Source organism: Candidatus Accumulibacter similis, assembly GCA_013347225.1.
In the GTDB taxonomy this organism is placed as follows: Bacteria; Pseudomonadota; Gammaproteobacteria; order Burkholderiales; family Rhodocyclaceae; genus Accumulibacter; species Accumulibacter similis.
Map to the genome: position 1 here is coordinate 4,704,935 of CP054595.1, position 18,321 is coordinate 4,723,255.

13 protein-coding genes are annotated in these 18,321 nt (G+C 64.5%); 3 read left to right on the forward strand and 10 right to left on the reverse strand.

Going from position 1 to position 18,321, the window contains the following annotated elements; all coding sequences use genetic code 11:
* Positions 1-22: 22 nt before the first annotated feature.
* Entirely contained in the window at positions 23-454 is a 432-nt protein-coding gene (gene fliW / locus HT579_20785; GenBank protein ID QKS31144.1) for a flagellar assembly protein FliW, read from the reverse strand.
* Between the two features lie 318 nt (positions 455-772).
* Here fliW and HT579_20790 point away from each other — a divergent pair, with 318 nt between their 5' ends.
* Positions 773-3,097 (forward strand): RNA-binding transcriptional accessory protein, encoded by a 2,325-nt coding sequence (locus HT579_20790; protein QKS31145.1) that lies wholly within the window; start codon positions 773-775, stop codon positions 3,095-3,097.
* A 139-nt stretch (positions 3,098-3,236) separates the two neighbouring features.
* Here HT579_20790 and HT579_20795 read toward each other — a convergent pair whose 3' ends face one another.
* Together HT579_20795 and HT579_20800 are read right to left on the reverse strand one after the other, a co-directional pair.
* Positions 3,237-6,050 carry an acyltransferase gene (locus HT579_20795; GenBank protein ID QKS31146.1) on the reverse strand — a complete coding sequence of 938 codons (2,814 nt, stop codon included), beginning with the start codon at positions 6,048-6,050 and terminating at the stop codon, positions 3,237-3,239.
* Positions 6,047-6,940, reverse strand: a complete 894-nt coding sequence (locus tag HT579_20800) for a hypothetical protein (GenBank protein ID QKS31147.1) — start codon at positions 6,938-6,940, stop codon at positions 6,047-6,049. The genes HT579_20795 and HT579_20800 overlap by 4 nt, the downstream gene beginning before the upstream one ends.
* 785 nt (positions 6,941-7,725) lie before the next feature.
* Between HT579_20800 and HT579_20805 the strand changes: the two genes are divergently transcribed.
* Together HT579_20805 and HT579_20810 are read left to right on the forward strand one after the other, a co-directional pair.
* The gene (locus HT579_20805; GenBank protein ID QKS31148.1) at positions 7,726-9,498 is read left to right on the forward strand and encodes an asparagine synthase; all 1,773 of its coding nucleotides are present in this window, start codon (positions 7,726-7,728) and stop codon (positions 9,496-9,498) included.
* A 112-nt stretch (positions 9,499-9,610) separates the two neighbouring features.
* Entirely contained in the window at positions 9,611-10,861 is a 1,251-nt protein-coding gene (locus tag HT579_20810; protein ID QKS31149.1) for a glycosyltransferase, read from the forward strand.
* Positions 10,862-11,035: 174 nt separating this feature from the next.
* On the opposite strand, the gene HT579_20815 is transcribed toward HT579_20810, so the two are convergent.
* The 7 genes from HT579_20815 to HT579_20845 all read right to left on the reverse strand — a co-directional run bounded on the left by HT579_20815 (position 11,036) and on the right by HT579_20845 (position 18,321).
* Entirely contained in the window at positions 11,036-11,803 is a 768-nt protein-coding gene (locus HT579_20815; protein ID QKS31150.1) for an FkbM family methyltransferase, read from the reverse strand.
* Between the two features lie 364 nt (positions 11,804-12,167).
* Positions 12,168-13,655: a lipopolysaccharide biosynthesis protein gene (locus tag HT579_20820; GenBank protein ID QKS31151.1), complete on the reverse strand. Its 1,488-nt coding sequence runs from the start codon at positions 13,653-13,655 to the stop codon at positions 12,168-12,170.
* Positions 13,656-13,661: 6 nt separating this feature from the next.
* Entirely contained in the window at positions 13,662-14,543 is an 882-nt protein-coding gene (locus HT579_20825) for a phosphotransferase (GenBank protein ID QKS31152.1), read from the reverse strand.
* On the reverse strand, positions 14,537-15,328 hold the full coding sequence (locus HT579_20830; GenBank protein ID QKS31153.1) for a hypothetical protein: 792 nt from the start codon (positions 15,326-15,328) through the stop codon (positions 14,537-14,539). The genes HT579_20825 and HT579_20830 overlap by 7 nt, the downstream gene beginning before the upstream one ends.
* Positions 15,321-16,064, reverse strand: coding sequence for a class I SAM-dependent methyltransferase (locus tag HT579_20835; protein QKS31154.1), 744 nt, complete (start codon positions 16,062-16,064; stop codon positions 15,321-15,323). The genes HT579_20830 and HT579_20835 overlap by 8 nt, the downstream gene beginning before the upstream one ends.
* A gap of 120 nt (positions 16,065-16,184) precedes the next feature.
* Entirely contained in the window at positions 16,185-17,108 is a 924-nt protein-coding gene (locus HT579_20840) for a glycosyltransferase family 2 protein (protein QKS31155.1), read from the reverse strand.
* Positions 17,083-18,321: a DegT/DnrJ/EryC1/StrS family aminotransferase gene (locus HT579_20845; protein ID QKS31156.1), complete on the reverse strand. Its 1,239-nt coding sequence runs from the start codon at positions 18,319-18,321 to the stop codon at positions 17,083-17,085. Before HT579_20845 ends, HT579_20840 begins: the two co-directional genes overlap by 26 nt.

Here is an 18,321-nt window from a genome sequence, read left to right on the forward strand (position 1 = left end):
CCGGTCGACATCTGGCTTCGAGTCAACGCGCGCGATAGAGCAGGGTCGGATGAACCTCCTGCAGAATCTTTTGCATCGCCCGGCGCCGCTGCAGATTGAGAATGATCGGCGAGCGGGTGTTGGCGCCAATCGCGCCTCCGTCGGCCGCACCGCGGTAGACGATGATCACCACCGCCGCGTCCTCGGGACGCTCCAGTTCGAGCTCGGCGCAGTCCTCGTCGGACAGTTCGATCTCGTACTCGAGGTCCAGCGTCTCGGGAGCAACGATCGGGAAGGCAACTGCTACATCGTCCAGCGACTGCAGCCAGAAGACTGCCGGTTGCGGCCCTTCCTCATGGAAGAAGGTGAAGCGCCGGCAGTCGGGAAAGCCTGCAGGACCCACCGCGAAGGTGAAGACGGTCTGCGGATCGACCGGCACATCCTTGAGCCCAAAGCGTTCGAGATCAATCTTCATCGCTTACCCCCCAACGTACTGCGAGATGCAACCGCCCAAAGGAGCAAATTTAACCTTTTTCCCGGCTCTGCGGCAAATCGTCTTCACTGCCGGTCGCCGCCGGGGCACAAGCCAGCCGCCTTGAGTTTTGCTGCACGATTCTGCATAGTTCGCGCTGTTTCGCGGCACCGCCGGCAGCGCCGTGGGAGCCCGGCCAGGCACGTATCGGCAGCACTGACCGTTTCCGGGCGTCTTCCGATCGTCGCCGGGTGCAGTCGCAGGGCGCATCCGCAGCGACCTGCTCGCTCCACCGTCAACCAACCAAGGCCCGCAGAGCCCATGCTTCGCTTCGAAGATCGAGATGTCCCCCACCTGATCGCAGAAAGAATCGCCGACGAGATCGGCTGCCGCCCGCACCAAGTTCTCGCCGTGGCCGCCCTCCTCGACGACGCTGCCACCGTGCCCTTCATTGCCCGCTACCGCAAGGAGGCCAGTGGCGGCCTCGACGACTGCCAGTTGCGGCTGCTTGAAGAGCGGCTGCGCTACCTGCGCGAGCTTGAAGAGCGGCGCAGCAGCATCCTTGCGTCGATCGACCAGCAGGGCAGGCTGACAACCGAACTGGCGGGCGAGGTCATCGCCGCCGAGAGCAAGCAGCGCCTGGAAGACCTGTACCTGCCGTACAAGCCGAAGCGACGCAGCAAGGCACGGTTGGCCCGCGAGGCCGGCCTCGCCCCGCTCGCCGAACTGCTGCTGGGGGCGCCGACGCACTCACCGGAAGCCGAAGCCGCCCGTTACCTGAACCCTGACGCGGGTTTCGCCGACGTTCGCAGCGTCCTCGATGGCGCGCGCCAGATCCTGATGGAACGCTTTGCCGAGGATGCCGCACTGCTCGGCGAACTGCGCCGCCACTTCGAGGAGCACGGGCACCTGAAGGCGACCGTCGTCAGCGGCAAGGAAAGCGAAGCTCTCAAGTTCCAGGACTACTTCGACTACTCGGAGGCGCTGCTCGCGATCCCCTCGCATCGCGCCCTGGCACTCTTCCGTGGCCGCAACGAAGGGCTGCTGCAACTCAGCCTGCTGCTTGACAGCGACCTGGATCCGACCCGGGCCGGCATGCGCAATCCCTGCGAGAGCCGCATCGCACAGCATTTCGGCGTTGCGGATCGGGGACGGGCAAGTGACGCATGGCTCGCCGAAACGGTCCGCTGGGCCTGGCGAATCAGGATCTCGCTGCACCTGGAGACGGAGTTGTTGGCGGCGCTGCGCGAGCGTGCCGAGAAGGAAGCGATTCGCGTCTTCGGCAGCAACCTGCACGACCTCCTGCTTGCCGCCCCGGCCGGCCAGCGGCCGACGATGGGCCTCGATCCAGGGCTGCGCACCGGCGTCAAGGTCGCCGTCGTCGACGCCACCGGCAAGCTGCTCGCCAGCGCCACCATCTACCCGCACGAGCCCCGGCGCGACTGGGATGGCGCGCTGCACGTTCTGGCGCTGCTCGCGCAGCGCCATCGGATCGACCTGATCAGCATCGGCAACGGCACCGCCTCACGCGAGACCGACCGCCTGGTCGCCGAACTCATCCGCCGCCATCCGGAAATGGGGCTGCGCAAGGTCGTCGTGTCGGAAGCCGGTGCTTCGGTCTATTCGGCCTCGGAGTACGCCTCGCGCGAGTTCCCGGAGCTCGACGTCAGCCTGCGTGGCGCGGTGTCGATCGCCCGCCGCCTGCAGGATCCGCTCGCCGAGCTGGTGAAGATCGATCCGAAAGCAATTGGCGTTGGCCAGTACCAGCACGACGTCAGCCAGAGCCGGCTGGCCAGGGCGCTCGATGCCGTCGTCGAGGACTGCGTCAACGCCGTCGGCGTCGAGGTGAACACGGCATCGGTGCCACTGCTGGCGAGCGTCTCCGGACTCAGCACGACCCTGGCGGCGAACATCGTTGCCCACCGCGACCGCCACGGCCCGTTTCGCAACCGCCAGGAACTGCGGCAGGTGCCGCGACTCGGCGAGAAGACTTTCGAAATGGCTGCCGGCTTCCTGCGCATCCACGGCGGGGACAATCCACTGGATCGATCGGCAGTCCATCCGGAAGCCTATCCCGTGGTCCAGCGAATCCTCGCCGACACGGGCCGCAGCATCGGCGAGCTGATCGGTGACGCGAAGACCCTGCGGGCACTGCAACCCGAGAAGTACATCGACGGTCGCTTCGGCCTGCCCACCGTCGCCGACATCATCCGCGAACTCGAGAAGCCGGGTCGCGACCCACGTCCCGAGTTCCGCACTGCGTCCTTCCGGGAAGGTGTCGAGACGATCAAGGACCTGCAACCGGGAATGATTCTCGAAGGCGTCGTCACCAACGTCGCCAACTTTGGCGCCTTCGTCGACCTCGGCGTCCATCAGGATGGCCTGGTCCATATCTCGGCGATCGCCGAGCGTTTCGTCAAGGATCCGCGGTCGGTCGTCAAGGCCGGCGACGTGGTGACGGTCAAGGTGCTCGAAGTCGACCTCGCAAGGAAACGCATCGCGCTCAGCATGCGCCTCGCAGACGAGCCACCCGGTGTGGCGGAGATGGCGGCAGCGATACCCTCCGGACGAGTACGGCAGCGCCAGCAGAAGCAACCCGAACCGGCCAGCGCAATGGCCAGCGCCTTTGCCCGGCTACGGCAGTGAAGGGAGCCCGCTTCGCCGCTGCTGCAAAGCACCCTGGACCGCTGCAATCGTGACGGCAGAAGGCCAAGGTAGAATGTCCGAGGCCATCTTCCCGGACCACGATATGGTCAGGGACGACACAGTGGTGCCAGCGGCAGCCTCAAGTGCCTTGCTCCGACGACCGGCCGCTTGGCTGCTGCCTCTGAGGCCTTCGCTGGTGATCCACGATCAGGCCAAAGAAAATGTCGACACTGCAACCCAGTCGCTGCGCAGCGTGCAGCAGGAATTCGTGTTGCCGGCTCCGGATGTTGACCCGACAGACCTCAGCCTGGTTGTTGTCAGCGTCCGCGTCGACCGCTGCCTGCGACGGTAGCGATGCCGCCAGCGCGGCATGATCCGCGATATACATCGTCAGCAGATGGCGCGCGGCCGCGGACAGACTGACCCGTTGCGCGTTCGCGATCTCGCGCAGTGCCGCCAGTTGCCGGCCACGAAACTGCACCGTGATTTGCCTCCAGTCAGCGCCCGGTACGGGCGAATTTCCCGGCTGAGTGCGCAGCGCGACCATTCCAGGCGCCTCGCCAAGGGGTGGCTGCCGCACCACGTCCCGCCCCCGGCCGCTCACCAGGCGCATCACCGGCCGCTCCAGAAGGCCGAAGGACAGCGCCGCGACCACCATTGATCCAGCCAGACTCAGCGCCGCGAACAACCACCAGAAATGGGTCATTGACAGACCGGCCTGCCCCAGCAGTCTCGCGACAAGCTTCTGGACCGGATAGTGGAAGATGTAGAAGCCATACGAGATCAAGCCCAGCCAACGCAGGGGAGCGGTTTCCAGGAGACCCCTGGCGAGCCTCGAGCGCGGCGTAACGTAGATCATCGCGGCCAGCAGCAGCGGCACGAAAGGCCAATTGTAGTGACCGTGGGGTGCTTGCAGCATGTCGTCGAGCGGCGTGCTCAGTACCAGCAGCACCACTCCGGCGCATGACCAGAAAGCCCAGTCGGCTCGCGACCCGGCAGCACCAGAGGATTGGGCACCGCTGCCACGCGCGCCGAGCACGAAGAGCAGTGCAGTGGCGATGCCGATCAGGAAGTAAGTCGCATGCGCCAGGGTCGAATAGGTCAGGACGAAGCTGCCCGGCCCCGAGATGTAAAGCGAAAAGGGCCAGATCAGGCTGACCTGGATCGGCCACTGGCCACGCGCCAGCAAGAACGACATCAGTCCGTAGTTTGCCAGATAGGTACCGACGACGAGCAACGAAACCGCGGTCAGGGCAGCCTTGGCAGAAAGTCGACGCAGACCCAGCATCAGCAACGGCAACACGAGATAGAACTGCATCTCGACCGCCAGCGTCCAGAAGGGCGCATTCAGGCTGAGGATGTTCCAGTCGTTGAGGTTGTAGAGAAAGACGATGTGCGAAAGCACGTTGTTGATGCTTGGTGCGCGCCCAGTCGCCAGCATGATGCCAAGCAGACCGAACAGACACAGGTAGTAGGCCGGCAGGATGCGTGCCAGGCGACGGACGAAATAGCTCCCGACATTGACCGTCGGTCCAGACCCATGCACCTGACGCCAGAATGGCATGGACAGCAGAAAACCGCTGAGGACGAAGAACAGCGCGACGCCTGTATTGCCATTCGCCAGCCAGCGGCCGAGATCGAACGGTCCGAGGTTGGCATCCAGCCCCGCCATTTGATTGAAATGCACGCCGAAGACGGCCAGCGCCGCAATCGCACGCAGTCCGTCCAGGCCGGCGAGGCGATCATTTTGCGCCGGTGTACCGACGGCCGGCGGCGCCGGCGACGGTGGAAGATGTACAGCTGCGGGTACCCGGAGGCCAGTTGACGTCGGCCGCGCACTGGAATGCCTGTCGATCGAGGCGAGACCGCCGGCCGCAATCGCAGCCAGCAGGAGATCAGTGATGTCGGGGCTGCCCCGCAGCGATACGATCTGCGCCGCCTCCTGCATGCCGACAGCCAGGAAGACAACGCCGCCCGCCCCCAGCCACGTGCTGCCGCCGGAACGGAACAGCCACACCGAGCCACCGTAAAGAAAGAGTTTGCGCAGCAGCGCCGCCGAGTTTGCTGACATGTTTCCTTCGAGGAGGCTCGCGAAGGGTACCCAGTGGAAGTCTCTCGCCCATACCGAAGCCTCCCAGGGGAGCAGATTCGAGCCGAGAGTCGCCGCCAGCAGCAGCACGCCAAGTGCCATCGGCTTCAACCACGACCGCGCAACAAGCCAGACCAGCCCGGCAGCCACGCTGCCAGCGACCTCACCGGGTGTTATCTCGCCACTGACGATGAATGGCTGTGGCGCAAGTACCGCGAGCGGCAGAAACGGCAGCAGCTTGCCCAGTCGGGTACCCGGGAACTGACGGTCCAACATGTGGAGGGCGGCCAGCCATGCCGCGAAATACAGCACGGCTTCCGGGATCGAGGCGACCGGCTGCAGCAGCAGCGGCTTCAAGGCTGTCCTGACGACCGACAGGTCCAGGGTTGGCACCAGTGGCACGAGTTGCGAGACGACCCACATCCCGGCAAGGTACAGGGGAACATCGAGTCTCCGTGCCGACGACAAGCCCAGAGCCAGTCGGCTCACACGAGGGATGCGGGCGATCAGCACGCCAACCGCGATCCCCATGGCGTTGAGCCCGACATCGACCAGCGACGGGTCACGCGTCGGCAAGGCCAGTTGCCCCAGTTGCAGAACCAGGGCCAGGGCCAGGCCGGCCACGGCGAGCCTCACGATTGGCGCCGCATCGTCTTCCTGGCGCAGAAAAGCGAGCGATCCGAAGAAACCGAACGGCACGAAGAGGGCGAAGTTGCCGAGCATGTCACCGCGCATCGTCAACTGCAACGACCCCAGCGTGGCCAGCCGGCTGCGCACGTCGACAGCCGACAGCGCGGAGAAGTCGAAGGGGTAAAGCGAACCATAGACGATCAGCAGCGTTGCCGCTGCAAAGATCAGCTTCATGCTGCTGGCACCCCGAAGCTGCCTTGCCCAGGTGGACCTGCCGCCCCTGCGGCCGGTCGCCACCCCGGTATCGTCAGTCTCAGACCCGGCGCAAGCAGCAGACAGAAGACAATCTGTATGCCGGCCCACGCGGCAATCGTGGCAGCCACGGACCAGTCACCAGCCCGATCGCCCGCCAACAGGAATTGCAGAGCGGAGAAACGATGACCGTACTTCTCGACGGCCATCTCCAGACCCTGTGTCGCAGCCAGAAGGCCGACGGGGAAGAGCAACACGCTGAGAAACAGTGCGAGCAGTGGCGACAGCAACCCGATCATGCATCCCCAGGTCAGCGCCGCGCCCAGTGCCAGCACAAATAGCGCCACGTACAGCCAGGCCATCGCCGGGATGCCAAATGCCGATCTCTTTGCAATCAGTTCCACCACGTTGCTTGTCACCGCATGGTCAACAACGATCAGTTTGCACAACCACAGCATGCCAATGGATATCCCCAGCAGGAGCAGCCCGCCAGGCGCTCGCCGCCCGTAAGAAACATAGTTTCCGAGCAGAATCACGGCGAGCGAGACCAGGATCGGAATCGGCGCATAGATGCCGATGTAGCGGCCACCCATCTCGACGTAGTCCGCCAGCCGCGGGTGCAGGGCAATCGCCTGCTGCGCCGCCGGCGGCAGGGTCTGGGCGACCTGCCAGCCACTCTGTGTCCACACCGGCGCACCAAGGATGTCGTGCAGGCTTTCCGGGGTGACGCTCAAGCACAGAGAGGCGAAGCTGGTAACGCTCACCGCGACGGCAACCAACGGTGACAGCAGGACGGCTGCGGGCCACCGCCGCATGGACAGTGCCATGAGTCCACTACCGATGCCATGCCAGCAGATCCAGAGGCCGAACATCAGCCAGTTGAGCGGGTTGCCACCGCGCCACATGAGTTCTCTTAGGTTGCCGGGTGCTCCGGGCAACCGTCCGAGCAGACCGACCATGGCACCGAGGAGAAATGCAACAACGATCAGCGGCAACCCAAGGCGCAACCAACGCCGCCAGGCACGGCCGAAAGACAGCATGGGCATTCCTCACTGACAGGTTAGGACCCCGATGACGTCAGGCCGCTGCGCGCGCCGGCGGACTCCCCACCACCCGACGCCCGGATCGCAGACGGCCGTCTGCGATTCATTGCACCTTGGTCCTGCAGGAGGGGGGCTGGATGGCAAGAAAGCCGGATGTCCCGGAAAAAAGTATATGGGCACCGATGCACGGCCGTCAACGCGAGCGGCAGACGCGACCTTCCCGATCGACCGCCAATCGGTCGCACCGGACCGCGGGCCTCGACAGGGCGCTGGGCGAGCGCGCGGCAAGACGGGAACCCCGTGCAGACGCGCACCCGTTTCGTCCGGCAAACATTGATCGACTCCACGGTGCTGCCGTGAGCGATACGATCGGCAAGCGCAGCAACGAGTGAAATCCCGCACAGCAAGGAGCATCAGTTTAGCGTAGCATTCAACGCTGACCGAGGCGACCCCATCCGGAAACCCGAGCATGACGGCTCCGGCAAGTGTCCCCGGGGTTCGTTTCATGTTTCGCGAACGAGGAGATGGCTCACTGCCAGATGATCGCTGCCGGCTTATCGGGCTCCCGGGGCGACCGACAACACCGCCAACCCGGCCCGGCGAACCCGAAACCAATGAAAGCAAGATTATCCGGCCACCTGGATCTGACCGAACTTCTCGGCTCCGCAACGTCTCCGGAACTGATGCGGTCGATCGCGCTGCAGGGCGAGCACGTGGCGCGCGACGATCGCGCCATCTGCTCGCTGATGGGCTCGCCTGGCTACAGCGCGCACAGCGATGCCGAAACGGCGCCACCCGCAGCTCTTGCTGCCGCAATGCTATCGGGTTGGCACAAACATGGTGTCGATCTCACCTCGCACATCAGCGGTGGCTACGCGCTGGTCATCGTCGACACCGTGCGTCGGTCGATCTTCCTCGCCGTCGACCGCTTCGCCATCGAGACCCTGTGCTATTTCACCGACGGCAAGACCCTAGCGTTCGCCGACCGCGCCGACTGCATCCCAGGGCACGACCAGCAACTCGACCCGCAGGCAATCTTCGATTACCTGTACTTTCACATGATTCCGGCGCCGCGGACGATCTTCCGCCAGGTACGGCGCTTGCCGGCAGCGCATGCGCTGCTCGTCGACGACCAGGGTGTGCGCGAGATTCGCCACTGGCCCTTGCGTTTCGACGAGCAACGTCGTCCTTCCTTCGATGCCGCACGCGACTCGTTCCGCAGCCTGATCCGCGACAGCGTTGCCGAACAACTCGCCGGGCAGCAACGGGTCGGCGCCTTTCTCTCGGGCGGCACCGACAGTTCGACCGTCGCCGGCATGCTCTGCCAGATCACCGGCACGGCGGCACCGGTGTATTCGATTGGCTTTGACGCCGAAGGTTACGACGAAATGGAGTATGCCCGCATCGCCGCCCGGCAATTCGGCTGCGAGCACCACGAGTACTACGTGACACCATCGGATCTCTTGGCGAGCATCCCGGCCGTGGCCCAGCACCACGATCAGCCGTTCGGGAACTCGTCGGCTCTGCCGGCCTACTACTGCGCCCAGGTCGCCAAGAGTGATGGCTGCAGCAGGATGCTGGCGGGCGACGGCGGCGACGAGTTGTTCGGTGGCAACTCCCGTTACGCCATGCAGCGGCTGTTCGAGTTCTACCACAGCGTACCGCTGCCGATCAGGCAGGCGATCGAACCGATGTGTGCAGACGGCAGCCCCTTGCGCCGAATCCCCGGCCTGAAGCAGGCGACCGGCTACGTGCGTCACTCACGGGTGACACTTCCAGCCCGGCTGCAGAGCTTCAACCTGCTCATGCAACTCGATCCGGCGCAGGTGCTCAACGCCGATTTCCTGGCCGGGGTCGATGTGCATGAACCGGTCCGGCACATGCAGGCGACTTGGGACGAATGCCAGGCCCGCAGCCTGATCAACCGCATGCTGGCCTACGACTGGCGCTATACGCTTGCCGACAGCGACCTGCCGAAGGTCCGCGGGGCGACGCAGATGGCCGGGATCGCGGTTGCCTATCCGCTGCTCAGTGATCGCCTGACCGACTTCTCGATGAACCTGCCACCGGACTGGAAGCTTCGTCGCTTCAAACTGCGCTGGTTCTTCAAGGAAGCCTTGCGCGGCTTCCTGCCCGAAGAAATCATCAGCAAGAAGAAGAAGGGGTTCGGACTGCCGTTCGGCGTCTGGACAACGCGCAATCCGGCGCTGCTCGAACTGGCCAGGGACTCGCTCGATACGCTGGCAACGCGGGGGATCGTCCGCCGCGACTTCGTCGACAGGCTTCTGCGCGAGCATCTCCCGCAGCACCCGGGCTACTATGGAGAGATGGTATGGATCCTCACCATGCTAGAGCAATGGCTCCGCCGCAACGCCAACGCAGCCTGACGAGGCAGCCGCTGGCACTGCCCTGGTTCGGGCCGTGGGCAAGTCGGGCGCCCAACGCGGCGGCGGCACCTGCAACGTTCATGCCCCTACGACCGTCGCCGAGGAACCGACCATGAAGCGTGTCCTGATGATCGCCTACCATTTTCCGCCCCTGGCAGGCAGTAGCGGCATTCAGCGCACGCTCCGGTTCGTTCAACACCTCCCGGGATACGGATGGCAGCCCCTGGTCGTCACTGCTGATCCCCGCGCCTACGAACGAACGAGCGATGACCTCCTGCAGGAAGTCCCGACCGGCACGGTCATCCATCGCGCCTTCGCCCTCGACACCTCCCGTCATCTCGCCATACACGGCAGGCACTTGGCGTGGATGGCACGTCCGGACCGATGGGTGAGTTGGAGGTTCGATGCCGTGCGCACGGGTCTGCGCATGATCAGGGACTACCGACCGGATGTCATCTGGTCTACCTATCCCATCGCTACAGCCCACCTGATCGCAGCTCAGCTCCACCGGCGGACGGCGGTGCCATGGCTGGCCGATTTCCGCGATCCCATGGCGCAGGAGGGCTATCCGGCGAACCCGCGTACCCGGGAGAGTTTCATTCAGATAGAGAGCACGGCAGTGCGCGAGGCCAGGTTCAGCACCTTCACGACGCCGGGTGCCGCACGTGAGTATCGCCGGCGCTACCCCGAGGCGGCTGCACGCATCGTCGTCCTGGAGAATGGCTACGACGAAGAGAGCTTCCCCTCCACGGCGCCCACGGACCGCCCACCCGAACCCCTGAATGCCGGCCAGTTAACCTTGCTGCACAGCGGACTGGTATACCCGATGGAGCGCGACCCGACGCAACTGCTGAGAGCTCTGCAGACTTTGAAGGAGACGGGAATGCTTGCGCCGGGACAGCTCAAGATTCGCTTCCGGGCCGCGGTTCATGATGCCATGCTGACGCGAATTGCCCGGGAGCATGCGGTCGATGACTGGATCGAATGCCTGCCGGCGGTGGGCTATCGGGCAGCAATTGCAGAGATGCTGCGCGCCGACGGACTGCTGGTTCTGCAGGCTTCGTGCTGCAACGCACAGATCCCGGCCAAGATTTATGAGTACCTGCGTGCCCGTCGACCGATCCTGGCGCTCACCGATCCTGCCGGCGACACCGCGGCAACGTTGCGGGCAGCGTGCGTCAGCCACGTCGCACCGCTCGACTCGGCAGAGGCGATCGCCGCCCAGCTCATGGCTTTCGTCACCGAGCTGCGACAGGCGACGGCAGCACCGCCATGCCCCGAGATCGTGCGCCAGGCGTCGCGCCGGGAACGGACGGCCGAGTTGGCCCGCCTGCTTGAGGCCTGTCAGGGCAGTAGCGCGTGAACCGGCCTGCCAGATCCGAGAAGACGCCTGCCGGCCAGCGCTGGCATGGACAGCGTGGGCCTGGAACAAGGAGAGAGAAATCGGCAAGCACGCCGGTCGAACAGGAAGCCGTGGCTTGTCCATACCGCATGGGGCGACACTTTCTCGTGTCTCGACCCTCAGTCTGAGCGACTGCTAGACCGGCCGCCGTCGGTAATACGGCAGTGTGCTCGAGCCGACCTTCTCGTACCCCAACCCGATCAACCGATCGGCGAACACCGCACCATCATGCCCGGGGACCCGATGCAGCTCGACGGTGATCTGTCGAATCCGCTGCGCAGTATCTGCAGACATCGTCCGGACGATCTCGTGCTCCGCGCCTTCGCAGTCAAGCTTGAGATAATCGCAGCCGCGCACTCCGTGCGCGGCCATAAGTTCCGCCAGGGTCGTGACCTCGACGTCCTGGTCCATGCCAGCGACGACCTGGCCATTTACGGACGTGTAGAAGGAGCTGAACAGTCGATTGCTAGCCGAGTGGAGTTTGAGTGCGCCGCATTCCGCACCGACGGCCAGCTTCAGAGCCGTCACGTTGTTCAGCCGGTTCAGTTCGATGTTGCGCACCAGTTGGCGGTAGGTGGATTCCTCCGGCTCGATGGCCAAGACTCTGCCCTTCGGTCCGACCACACGCGCCGCCAGAACAGAGAAGCAACCGATGTTCGCACCGACGTCGATCACCGTATCGCCTTCCTTGAGCACCTGCCCCGATGCGAGATAGTCGTTGCGCAGCAGGATCTCATAGAAGCCAAACAGATCGCCCACACCGGGCCGCACCTCGATGCTGACGCCGTCATGCCGGCGCAGCACATAGGGCTGGCGCCGCTGCCCCAGACGATCGAGCACCGCGGGCAGCGGATTGCGGACACCCCGCATCAACGAAAGCAGCTTCCTTCCTTCGCCAAGCATGCTGGAACCCTCGTCTGAGGTGGCGGCAGAGCGCATGCTCTGTCGTCGAGTGGACCTTGTGCCGCAGGGCGCCGTGAAGACCCTGCACGGCAAGTGCTGGGAATCGAACGATTGGCAGCCATCCGCCGCGCCACGAGCGACGGTACCAAGCGCTGGTGTAGCCACGACAGCAGACGGCCCTTCACTGGACTGAAGCGCCTCTACGACCGTACCGATGCGGATTATAAACGCCCCGCGTCTTTGGTCAAGGCACTGTGCCATTGGATGAAATTCCTGCACGACGGACGAGTCGGACCCGGAAGCAGTCAAAACGCACTGCCACCGTCGAGCCAACGCAGGAACGGAAGCAGCGTGTGTGCGACGGTCAACCGCGAAACCGGCGCTCGGCGAGTCTGACGATCGTGCCCACGGCTTGTTTCTCGATGCCCGCCTGGCGGCCGGAAACGAGCCAGAGAACGACCAGCACGCTGGGAAAGATCACCACCCCGGCAAGCACTTTCAGCAAGAGAAGCAGCGCAACGGGTGCGTCAACCAGCGACGCGAGGACGGCGAGGATGCCGTACATTGCCAATCCCGCCAGACAGGGACGCCAGAGCGCTCCATAGAGCGTGCCGATCCGGATCATGCAGGACGACGAGACGAAGTGCAGCATCACTGGCAGCACCGCAATCGATACCGCCACACGCGCCATCGCCACACCCTCCATACCCTTGAGATGCGCCGCCAGAAAGGCGATCGGCACCAACAGTGCGAGTTCCAGCCAGGTCTGCGCCGCTGACAGGCGGGTACGCCCCATCACCCACAAAGGCATCTCGAGCGTCAGGACCAGGGACGAGAAGGCGCCGTAGAGAGCCAGCCAGCGCATGGCATCGATCGCCCCCAGCCACTTGCCACCGAGAACGAGCGGCACGAACTCCGGAGCAACCGCCATCAGCCCGAAGCCAACCGAGAAGCACAATGCGGCTATCGCCGCAAGGCTCAGGCAGAACAACTTCTCGAAGTCGTCGCGCGCCCCTGCCACCTTGGACAGCGTCGGAAACAACGCGCGGCGCAGGGGCATGACCAGCTCGGAACTGGGCATCGTCGCCAGTTCGTTGGCGACGTGGTAGCCCCCCATGACGCTCGTGCCGAGCAGGCGACCGACGACCACCTCATCGGTCTTGCGATTGAGGAAGCTACCAACTCGGGAAATGATCAGCCACTGCGAGAATCCCCACATCTCACGCACATGGACCAGACTGAGGCGCGGGCGGTAGGGGTGCATCAGATAGCTCAGGATGACTGCGATGACGCTGCCGCTGGTCATGCCGATGGTCAGCGCCCAATAGTTCTCCAAGCAGTACGCCGAGCCGACGACGATCGCGAAGTTCGCCAGCTTCGTATAGACGGTGAAGCGGAAATCCTTGGCAAAATCGAGCTCCTTGCGGAAGGCGACGACGCCAATGTTCTCGAAACCGCTGATCAGCGGACGCAGCGCGATCACCTGCACGACGCCGACCGTGCGCGGTTCGGAGAACAGCAGCCCGACCCACGGAGCGAACACGACCAGCAGCACGGCGATCAGCAGCCCCTGAATGATCTGGATGGTCCAAGCCGTGTCGAAGTGCTCGCGGCTGTTCGCTCCGGGACGCATCAGGGCGAGATCGACACCGGCATAGCCGACAGTCTCCAGCAGACCGACTGCAATCAGGGCGATCGCGACGATGCCAAAGTCCTCAGGGGCCAGCAACCGTGCCAGGATGACGGTGCTGACCAGCCCGATCAGGCGCGTTGCCCATCTGGCCGCAACCATCCACGCCGACCCACGAACGAGCTGCCGACTGGGCGACAGCGCTTCTTCAGCGCTCGTCATTGCTGGTCAACACAACACCTGCTCGAGAATGGTGTCGATCCGCTGACCAACCTCCTGTCCGTAATTGCGCTTCAGGTACCTGAAAACGACGAGGTAGAGCGGTACTGCGCGGCGGAATCTCGCATAGGGCAGTGCCGACACCGCGCAGGCGCGCGGCGCGAAGAACCACGGGCAGGCTGACGGATCCTCGGTATCGCGGATCAGGCATGCCGACCTCGCGCTCATGCCGGCGACTGAGAGACTGATCATGAAGATGTCAAAGCCGGCAAGCGCCGTCGCACCATAGTCCTCCCAGTCGAAAACCAGCAGGTCGCCGCGCGCCGAACCAAGATTGTTGAGCACGAAGTCACCATGTTGTGGTACGTGGGGAATGTCTGACCACAGAGTCCGGTCGGCCCGCTCCAGAAAACGCAGGGGCGCGCCGCCCGCAGCGGGAGCAGCTGCCAGGAAAGCACTGGCCTCGGCCATGAAACGATCGTGACGGCAGGCGCCCGTAGTGTCGAGAGCTATGGTTCTGGCGGCGGCGAAGAAGCCGATCAGCTGCTCGAGCAGCCGTGTCGATCCACGGGCAGCCGTCAGATCGCCGGCATTCAGCACCCGGTGCTCGCAGGCTGTCGCAATCAGCAGGCTCCAACCGTCAAGCCGCAGGTGGACGAGCGGCTTGGGAGTGCGCTCACGGAAGCGCTCGTGCGCCAGGCAATAGCTGTCGAAGCGTTCGCTGAGATCGTAGTAGAAGCATGCCTGGACGTGATACCACGCGTCCTTGCCAGAATCCCAGACGTCCACCGCAATCGCCTCGCCGCGCGAAACCATCACGTTGAAGACCAGTCTGGCTTGCGCTTCCACCAGCCCACTCGATACCAGGGCCTGCCGGACAAGGTTCAACACGGCCGGCGCCCCCAATAGAAGAGGTGCCGCTCGAGGAGACGGTTGAGGCCCAACTCGACGACCGCCCGACGCACCAGATAGCCGGAGCGGCTCAACGAGGCACGCGAGGACTCCAGCGCGTAGCGGAACGCCCGGCGCGAGGCTTCCCCTTCGACCGCGGCAATGGTACTCGGGGCCTGCGGGTCAGGCCACAGGTTGCACACCTGGATATCGCGGTATCCGGCACCGAGCAAGGTGCCTTGGCACGAAAGCACGCCCAGGGCCGCGACATCGGACGTGCCTGACGTCTCCCCTCCCTTGCGCCAACGCCAGCAACGCGGGCTACTGGCGTTGAGTCCGCAGCCGGCGACCACCCCTCCCGGCCGAAGAATGGATGCAATCCGCATCAGCCACTCGGCGGCGACCTCGCGAGGACGTCGCTGCGGAAACGCCGCCGCCAGATCATCGAGGGTATGGTGCAGGATCGCCAGATCGAAACTTGCCGCGTGAAAGGGGAGCGGCTGGTGGTAGGACGCCTGGCAACTGTGCAGCCGCTTGCTCACTGGCGTCGCGATCGACGACGCGCAGCCGTCCCCCACCAGACGGCAGCTCACCACCAGATCCGCTGGCCACCCGCCATCGACCACCCGCCCATGATCCTGGAGATGAAACTCGATCACGGCTGCACGCTCGAGCACCGCCGGCAACTGGTAGATCGCCCGCAGGCGCGCGCTGGCCAACTCGTAGGGCCGCAGGCCGGTATCGCCCGTCGGCTCGCCGCAAGCACCGTGCTCGATCTCAGGCACGACGACGCGCAACCAGAATCGTATCGGGAGCAACCGGCGCCAGCAGCCGGTGACCAAAGATCGCCTCGCGGCGCAACAATCCACCATCGAGGGTCCGCACTTGCCCCAGCATCCTCGAACGGTACAGCCAGGCGCCGATCGGCACGCTGTTGACGACTTGAAAGCCGTGCTGCGCCAGAAGTCGCTGCAGCCCCGCGTGGGTCAGGTCCATCTCGGGCCGTCCGCCCGTCAAGCGGTGCAACAGTGCGTAGACGGCACGCGGGTTGCGGTGATTGTTGAGAATCAGATAGCCTCCGGGCCTGACCAACCGCGCCAGCACCTGCAGCGCCTGCTGACGCAGCACCGCTTCCGCATTGCCGAAGAACCTGAACGCCGTCGCCAGATCGAAGGTGCCAAGGTCGGCAGCGACCCTGGTCAGGTCAGCTTCAACGAAGCGCACATCGGGACACCTTTGACGCGCCGCCGCCAGCATGCTCGGCGATACGTCGACGCCGATTGCTTCCTGTGCGAAGGGTGCAACGATCTCCGTGATGCGCGCCGTGCCGCAGGCGAAATCGAGATACCTGGCTGTTCCGTCCGGAAACAGCTGCGGCACGATGTGTTGCAGGTGGACACGCTCCATGTCGCACATGTAGGCATCAAATGGCTCCCGGGCAAGATGGCGGTCATAGTTGTCGCCGCGGTCAATGTGGCTCGTCCTGTAGTCGCCGGTTTCCATCGATTCACTGTCACTCATCACCCATCTCCCACTGGCCGAGCAAGAACTCCGGCGGCCGACGCGTGCCGGCAGCAGCAACGCCGCGACGCGGCAGTGCCGTGACTGCAGGCGCCGGCATTCCTCCTGACCGTCGGCTGCCTATCTGCGACCAATTGCGCGCATTTCCCGCAACGCAAACCAGTTCGTCAGCGTGTAGATACCATTCCAGGTCAGAGACAGGCGATCGGAATCACCGTAGATCTCGCGAATGTCCTTCGGCATCGCAGCAATTCCTCCTGCCTGCAGACGGGGTCCGAGAAGCTTGAACTCGTAGCCCCTGCGGCCGTAGCGCACCATGCGTCGCCAGTAGGCGCGGACATCCGCGAACCTGGAGATGGTAAAGGACTCGAAAGTGAAGCCGGCGTCCGCGCAGGGAGCGATGAGCAGGTCGTTCATTGGCTGGGAGGGATCCAGGTCCCATTTCACCAGTGCACCGACCAGGCCATCGTCGCCTTCGAGCCTGAGCGGAATTCTGACGCCAGTCTCTTGGCAGCGTACCACGAAGGAGCCGCGCAAGGCGTAAAGGTTGGCTACCAGCCCTCGCTCACGCAGCAGTTCCTCGCGGTCATGGCGCATGCTGCGCCCCGACGCGGGCGGAACGCCGACGGCCTGCGCCTGCGGTTCGGCTCTCAAGGACCGGACCATTGCCGAAAAGGAGCCTCGAACGGCACGCGCATCACCGTCCATGAAGAAATAGATGTCCTGCCCGGCGCACTGCTGTGGGATGGTTTCGTGGATGAAGACGTTCCAGGCGTTGCACTTGTCGCCCAGCGTGATCGAGACGAGATGAACGCGCGGGTCCTTCTTGCCGTACGCGCGGACGACTTCCTCAGTCCCGTCGGTACACCCGTTGGCCATGACGAATACCTCGAAAGGGCCGTCCGGGTCGGCAGCGAAGATGCTCTCGAGACACGAGCCAATATGTCTCTCCTCGTTGTGAGCGAGGACCATCACGGGCCAGACGGCGCGCGCCGGAGTTACCGCGTCCTGTTCACTGCTATTGATAACGTCGCTCATGGTCATCTCCGTCCTGGCAGTTGGCAATACATTTTCGATACGCTGCAGCGACACGCTGCAGCCTCTGACAGACCTCTGCGACATCTTGGGCCGTCATGTCGGCATAGGCAGGCAATTCGATCAGCCTCGTGCCCAAGTCCGGCGATCCTCGGGCCGAACAGGGTCCACCGGAATAGGTTGCGTAGCCTTGCCGCGTGCAGACTGACTCCTGCCGAAGTTGCCGCTGGCACGACGCGAGGTCGATACCGGGCGGCATGGACACCATGACGCGCGCCAGGTATCGTCCAGGCGAGAACTGCGGCATGTGCCAGGAGCCGCCGACCGACGCCAGCGCATCGGCATAATGGCCGAGAATCCGCAGGCGCTGCTCGCGCCGTCGCGACAATGAGTTCAGCTGCACCATGGCCAGCCGCGCATCCAGGTTCGCAATCCTTCGCGGCACCAGTGCTCGCGATCGGCCGCCCAGGACTTGCTGCCGCAGCCGCTGCCAGCGATAGCTCAGAGACGCGGTGTGCGATTCCAGCAGGTAGTTCCAGACGAAGGCGGCCAGCGCCCGCAGCCGGCCGCCGGCCGGCGGCAGAGCCTCGACCCGCACCCGCGCGAGCGGGAGGAGTTCATTCTCGTGACAGATCAGGGCGCCGCCACCGCCGCTCTCGCCGGTAACCACGCACTTCGACTGCGCGAAGCTGAGCACGCCGAAGTCCCCGAAGGTCCCCAGCATGCGGCCGCCGACGGACTCGCCGACAACCTGCGCCGCGTCGTCCACCAGGAATACCCCCGCCGTGCTGGCAAGGGTCTCGAAGGCTTCGATCTGTGCCGGGCAACCATACATGTGGGCGACGATGATCGCCAGCGTCCTGCTGCCAATCCGCTGCGCACACGCACCAGGGTCAAGGTTGAGGTCGGCGCCGACCTCGGCGGCAAGCGGCAGCAACCCGAGCGAGTTGACGACCTCGATGACTGCCGGACAGATGAAGGCGGGAACGATCACCTCGTTGCGCCCCGGTCGCAACTGGATCATGGCCTCCAGACCGATGCGCAAAGCCGTGCGACCGGAATTGACCGCCAGGACCTGCGGCACATTCAACAACTTGGCAAGTCCGTCCGTCAGTTGCCTGGCGCCCGGACCGCGGCGTATCCGACCGCAGCAGATTGCCGCCAGCACGGCCCGCAGTTCGGCCCAGCCCCAGTCGGCATAGGGTAGACGTTGGTAAGGCAT

Coding starts and splice junctions, on each gene's coding strand:
- fliW (QKS31144.1), bottom strand. CDS start 454: ATGAAGATTGATCTCGAACGCTTTGGGCTCAAGGATGTGCCGGTCGAT.
- HT579_20790 (QKS31145.1), top strand. CDS start 773: ATGCTTCGCTTCGAAGATCGAGATGTCCCCCACCTGATCGCAGAAAGA.
- HT579_20795 (QKS31146.1), bottom strand. CDS start 6,050: ATGAAGCTGATCTTTGCAGCGGCAACGCTGCTGATCGTCTATGGTTCG.
- HT579_20800 (QKS31147.1), bottom strand. CDS start 6,940: ATGTTCGGCCTCTGGATCTGCTGGCATGGCATCGGTAGTGGACTCATG.
- HT579_20805 (QKS31148.1), top strand. CDS start 7,726: ATGAAAGCAAGATTATCCGGCCACCTGGATCTGACCGAACTTCTCGGC.
- HT579_20810 (QKS31149.1), top strand. CDS start 9,611: ATGAAGCGTGTCCTGATGATCGCCTACCATTTTCCGCCCCTGGCAGGC.
- HT579_20815 (QKS31150.1), bottom strand. CDS start 11,803: ATGCTTGGCGAAGGAAGGAAGCTGCTTTCGTTGATGCGGGGTGTCCGC.
- HT579_20820 (QKS31151.1), bottom strand. CDS start 13,655: ATGACGAGCGCTGAAGAAGCGCTGTCGCCCAGTCGGCAGCTCGTTCGT.
- HT579_20835 (QKS31154.1), bottom strand. CDS start 16,064: ATGAGTGACAGTGAATCGATGGAAACCGGCGACTACAGGACGAGCCAC.
- HT579_20840 (QKS31155.1), bottom strand. CDS start 17,108: ATGACCATGAGCGACGTTATCAATAGCAGTGAACAGGACGCGGTAACT.
- HT579_20845 (QKS31156.1), bottom strand. CDS start 18,321: ATGCCTTACCAACGTCTACCCTATGCCGACTGGGGCTGGGCCGAACTG.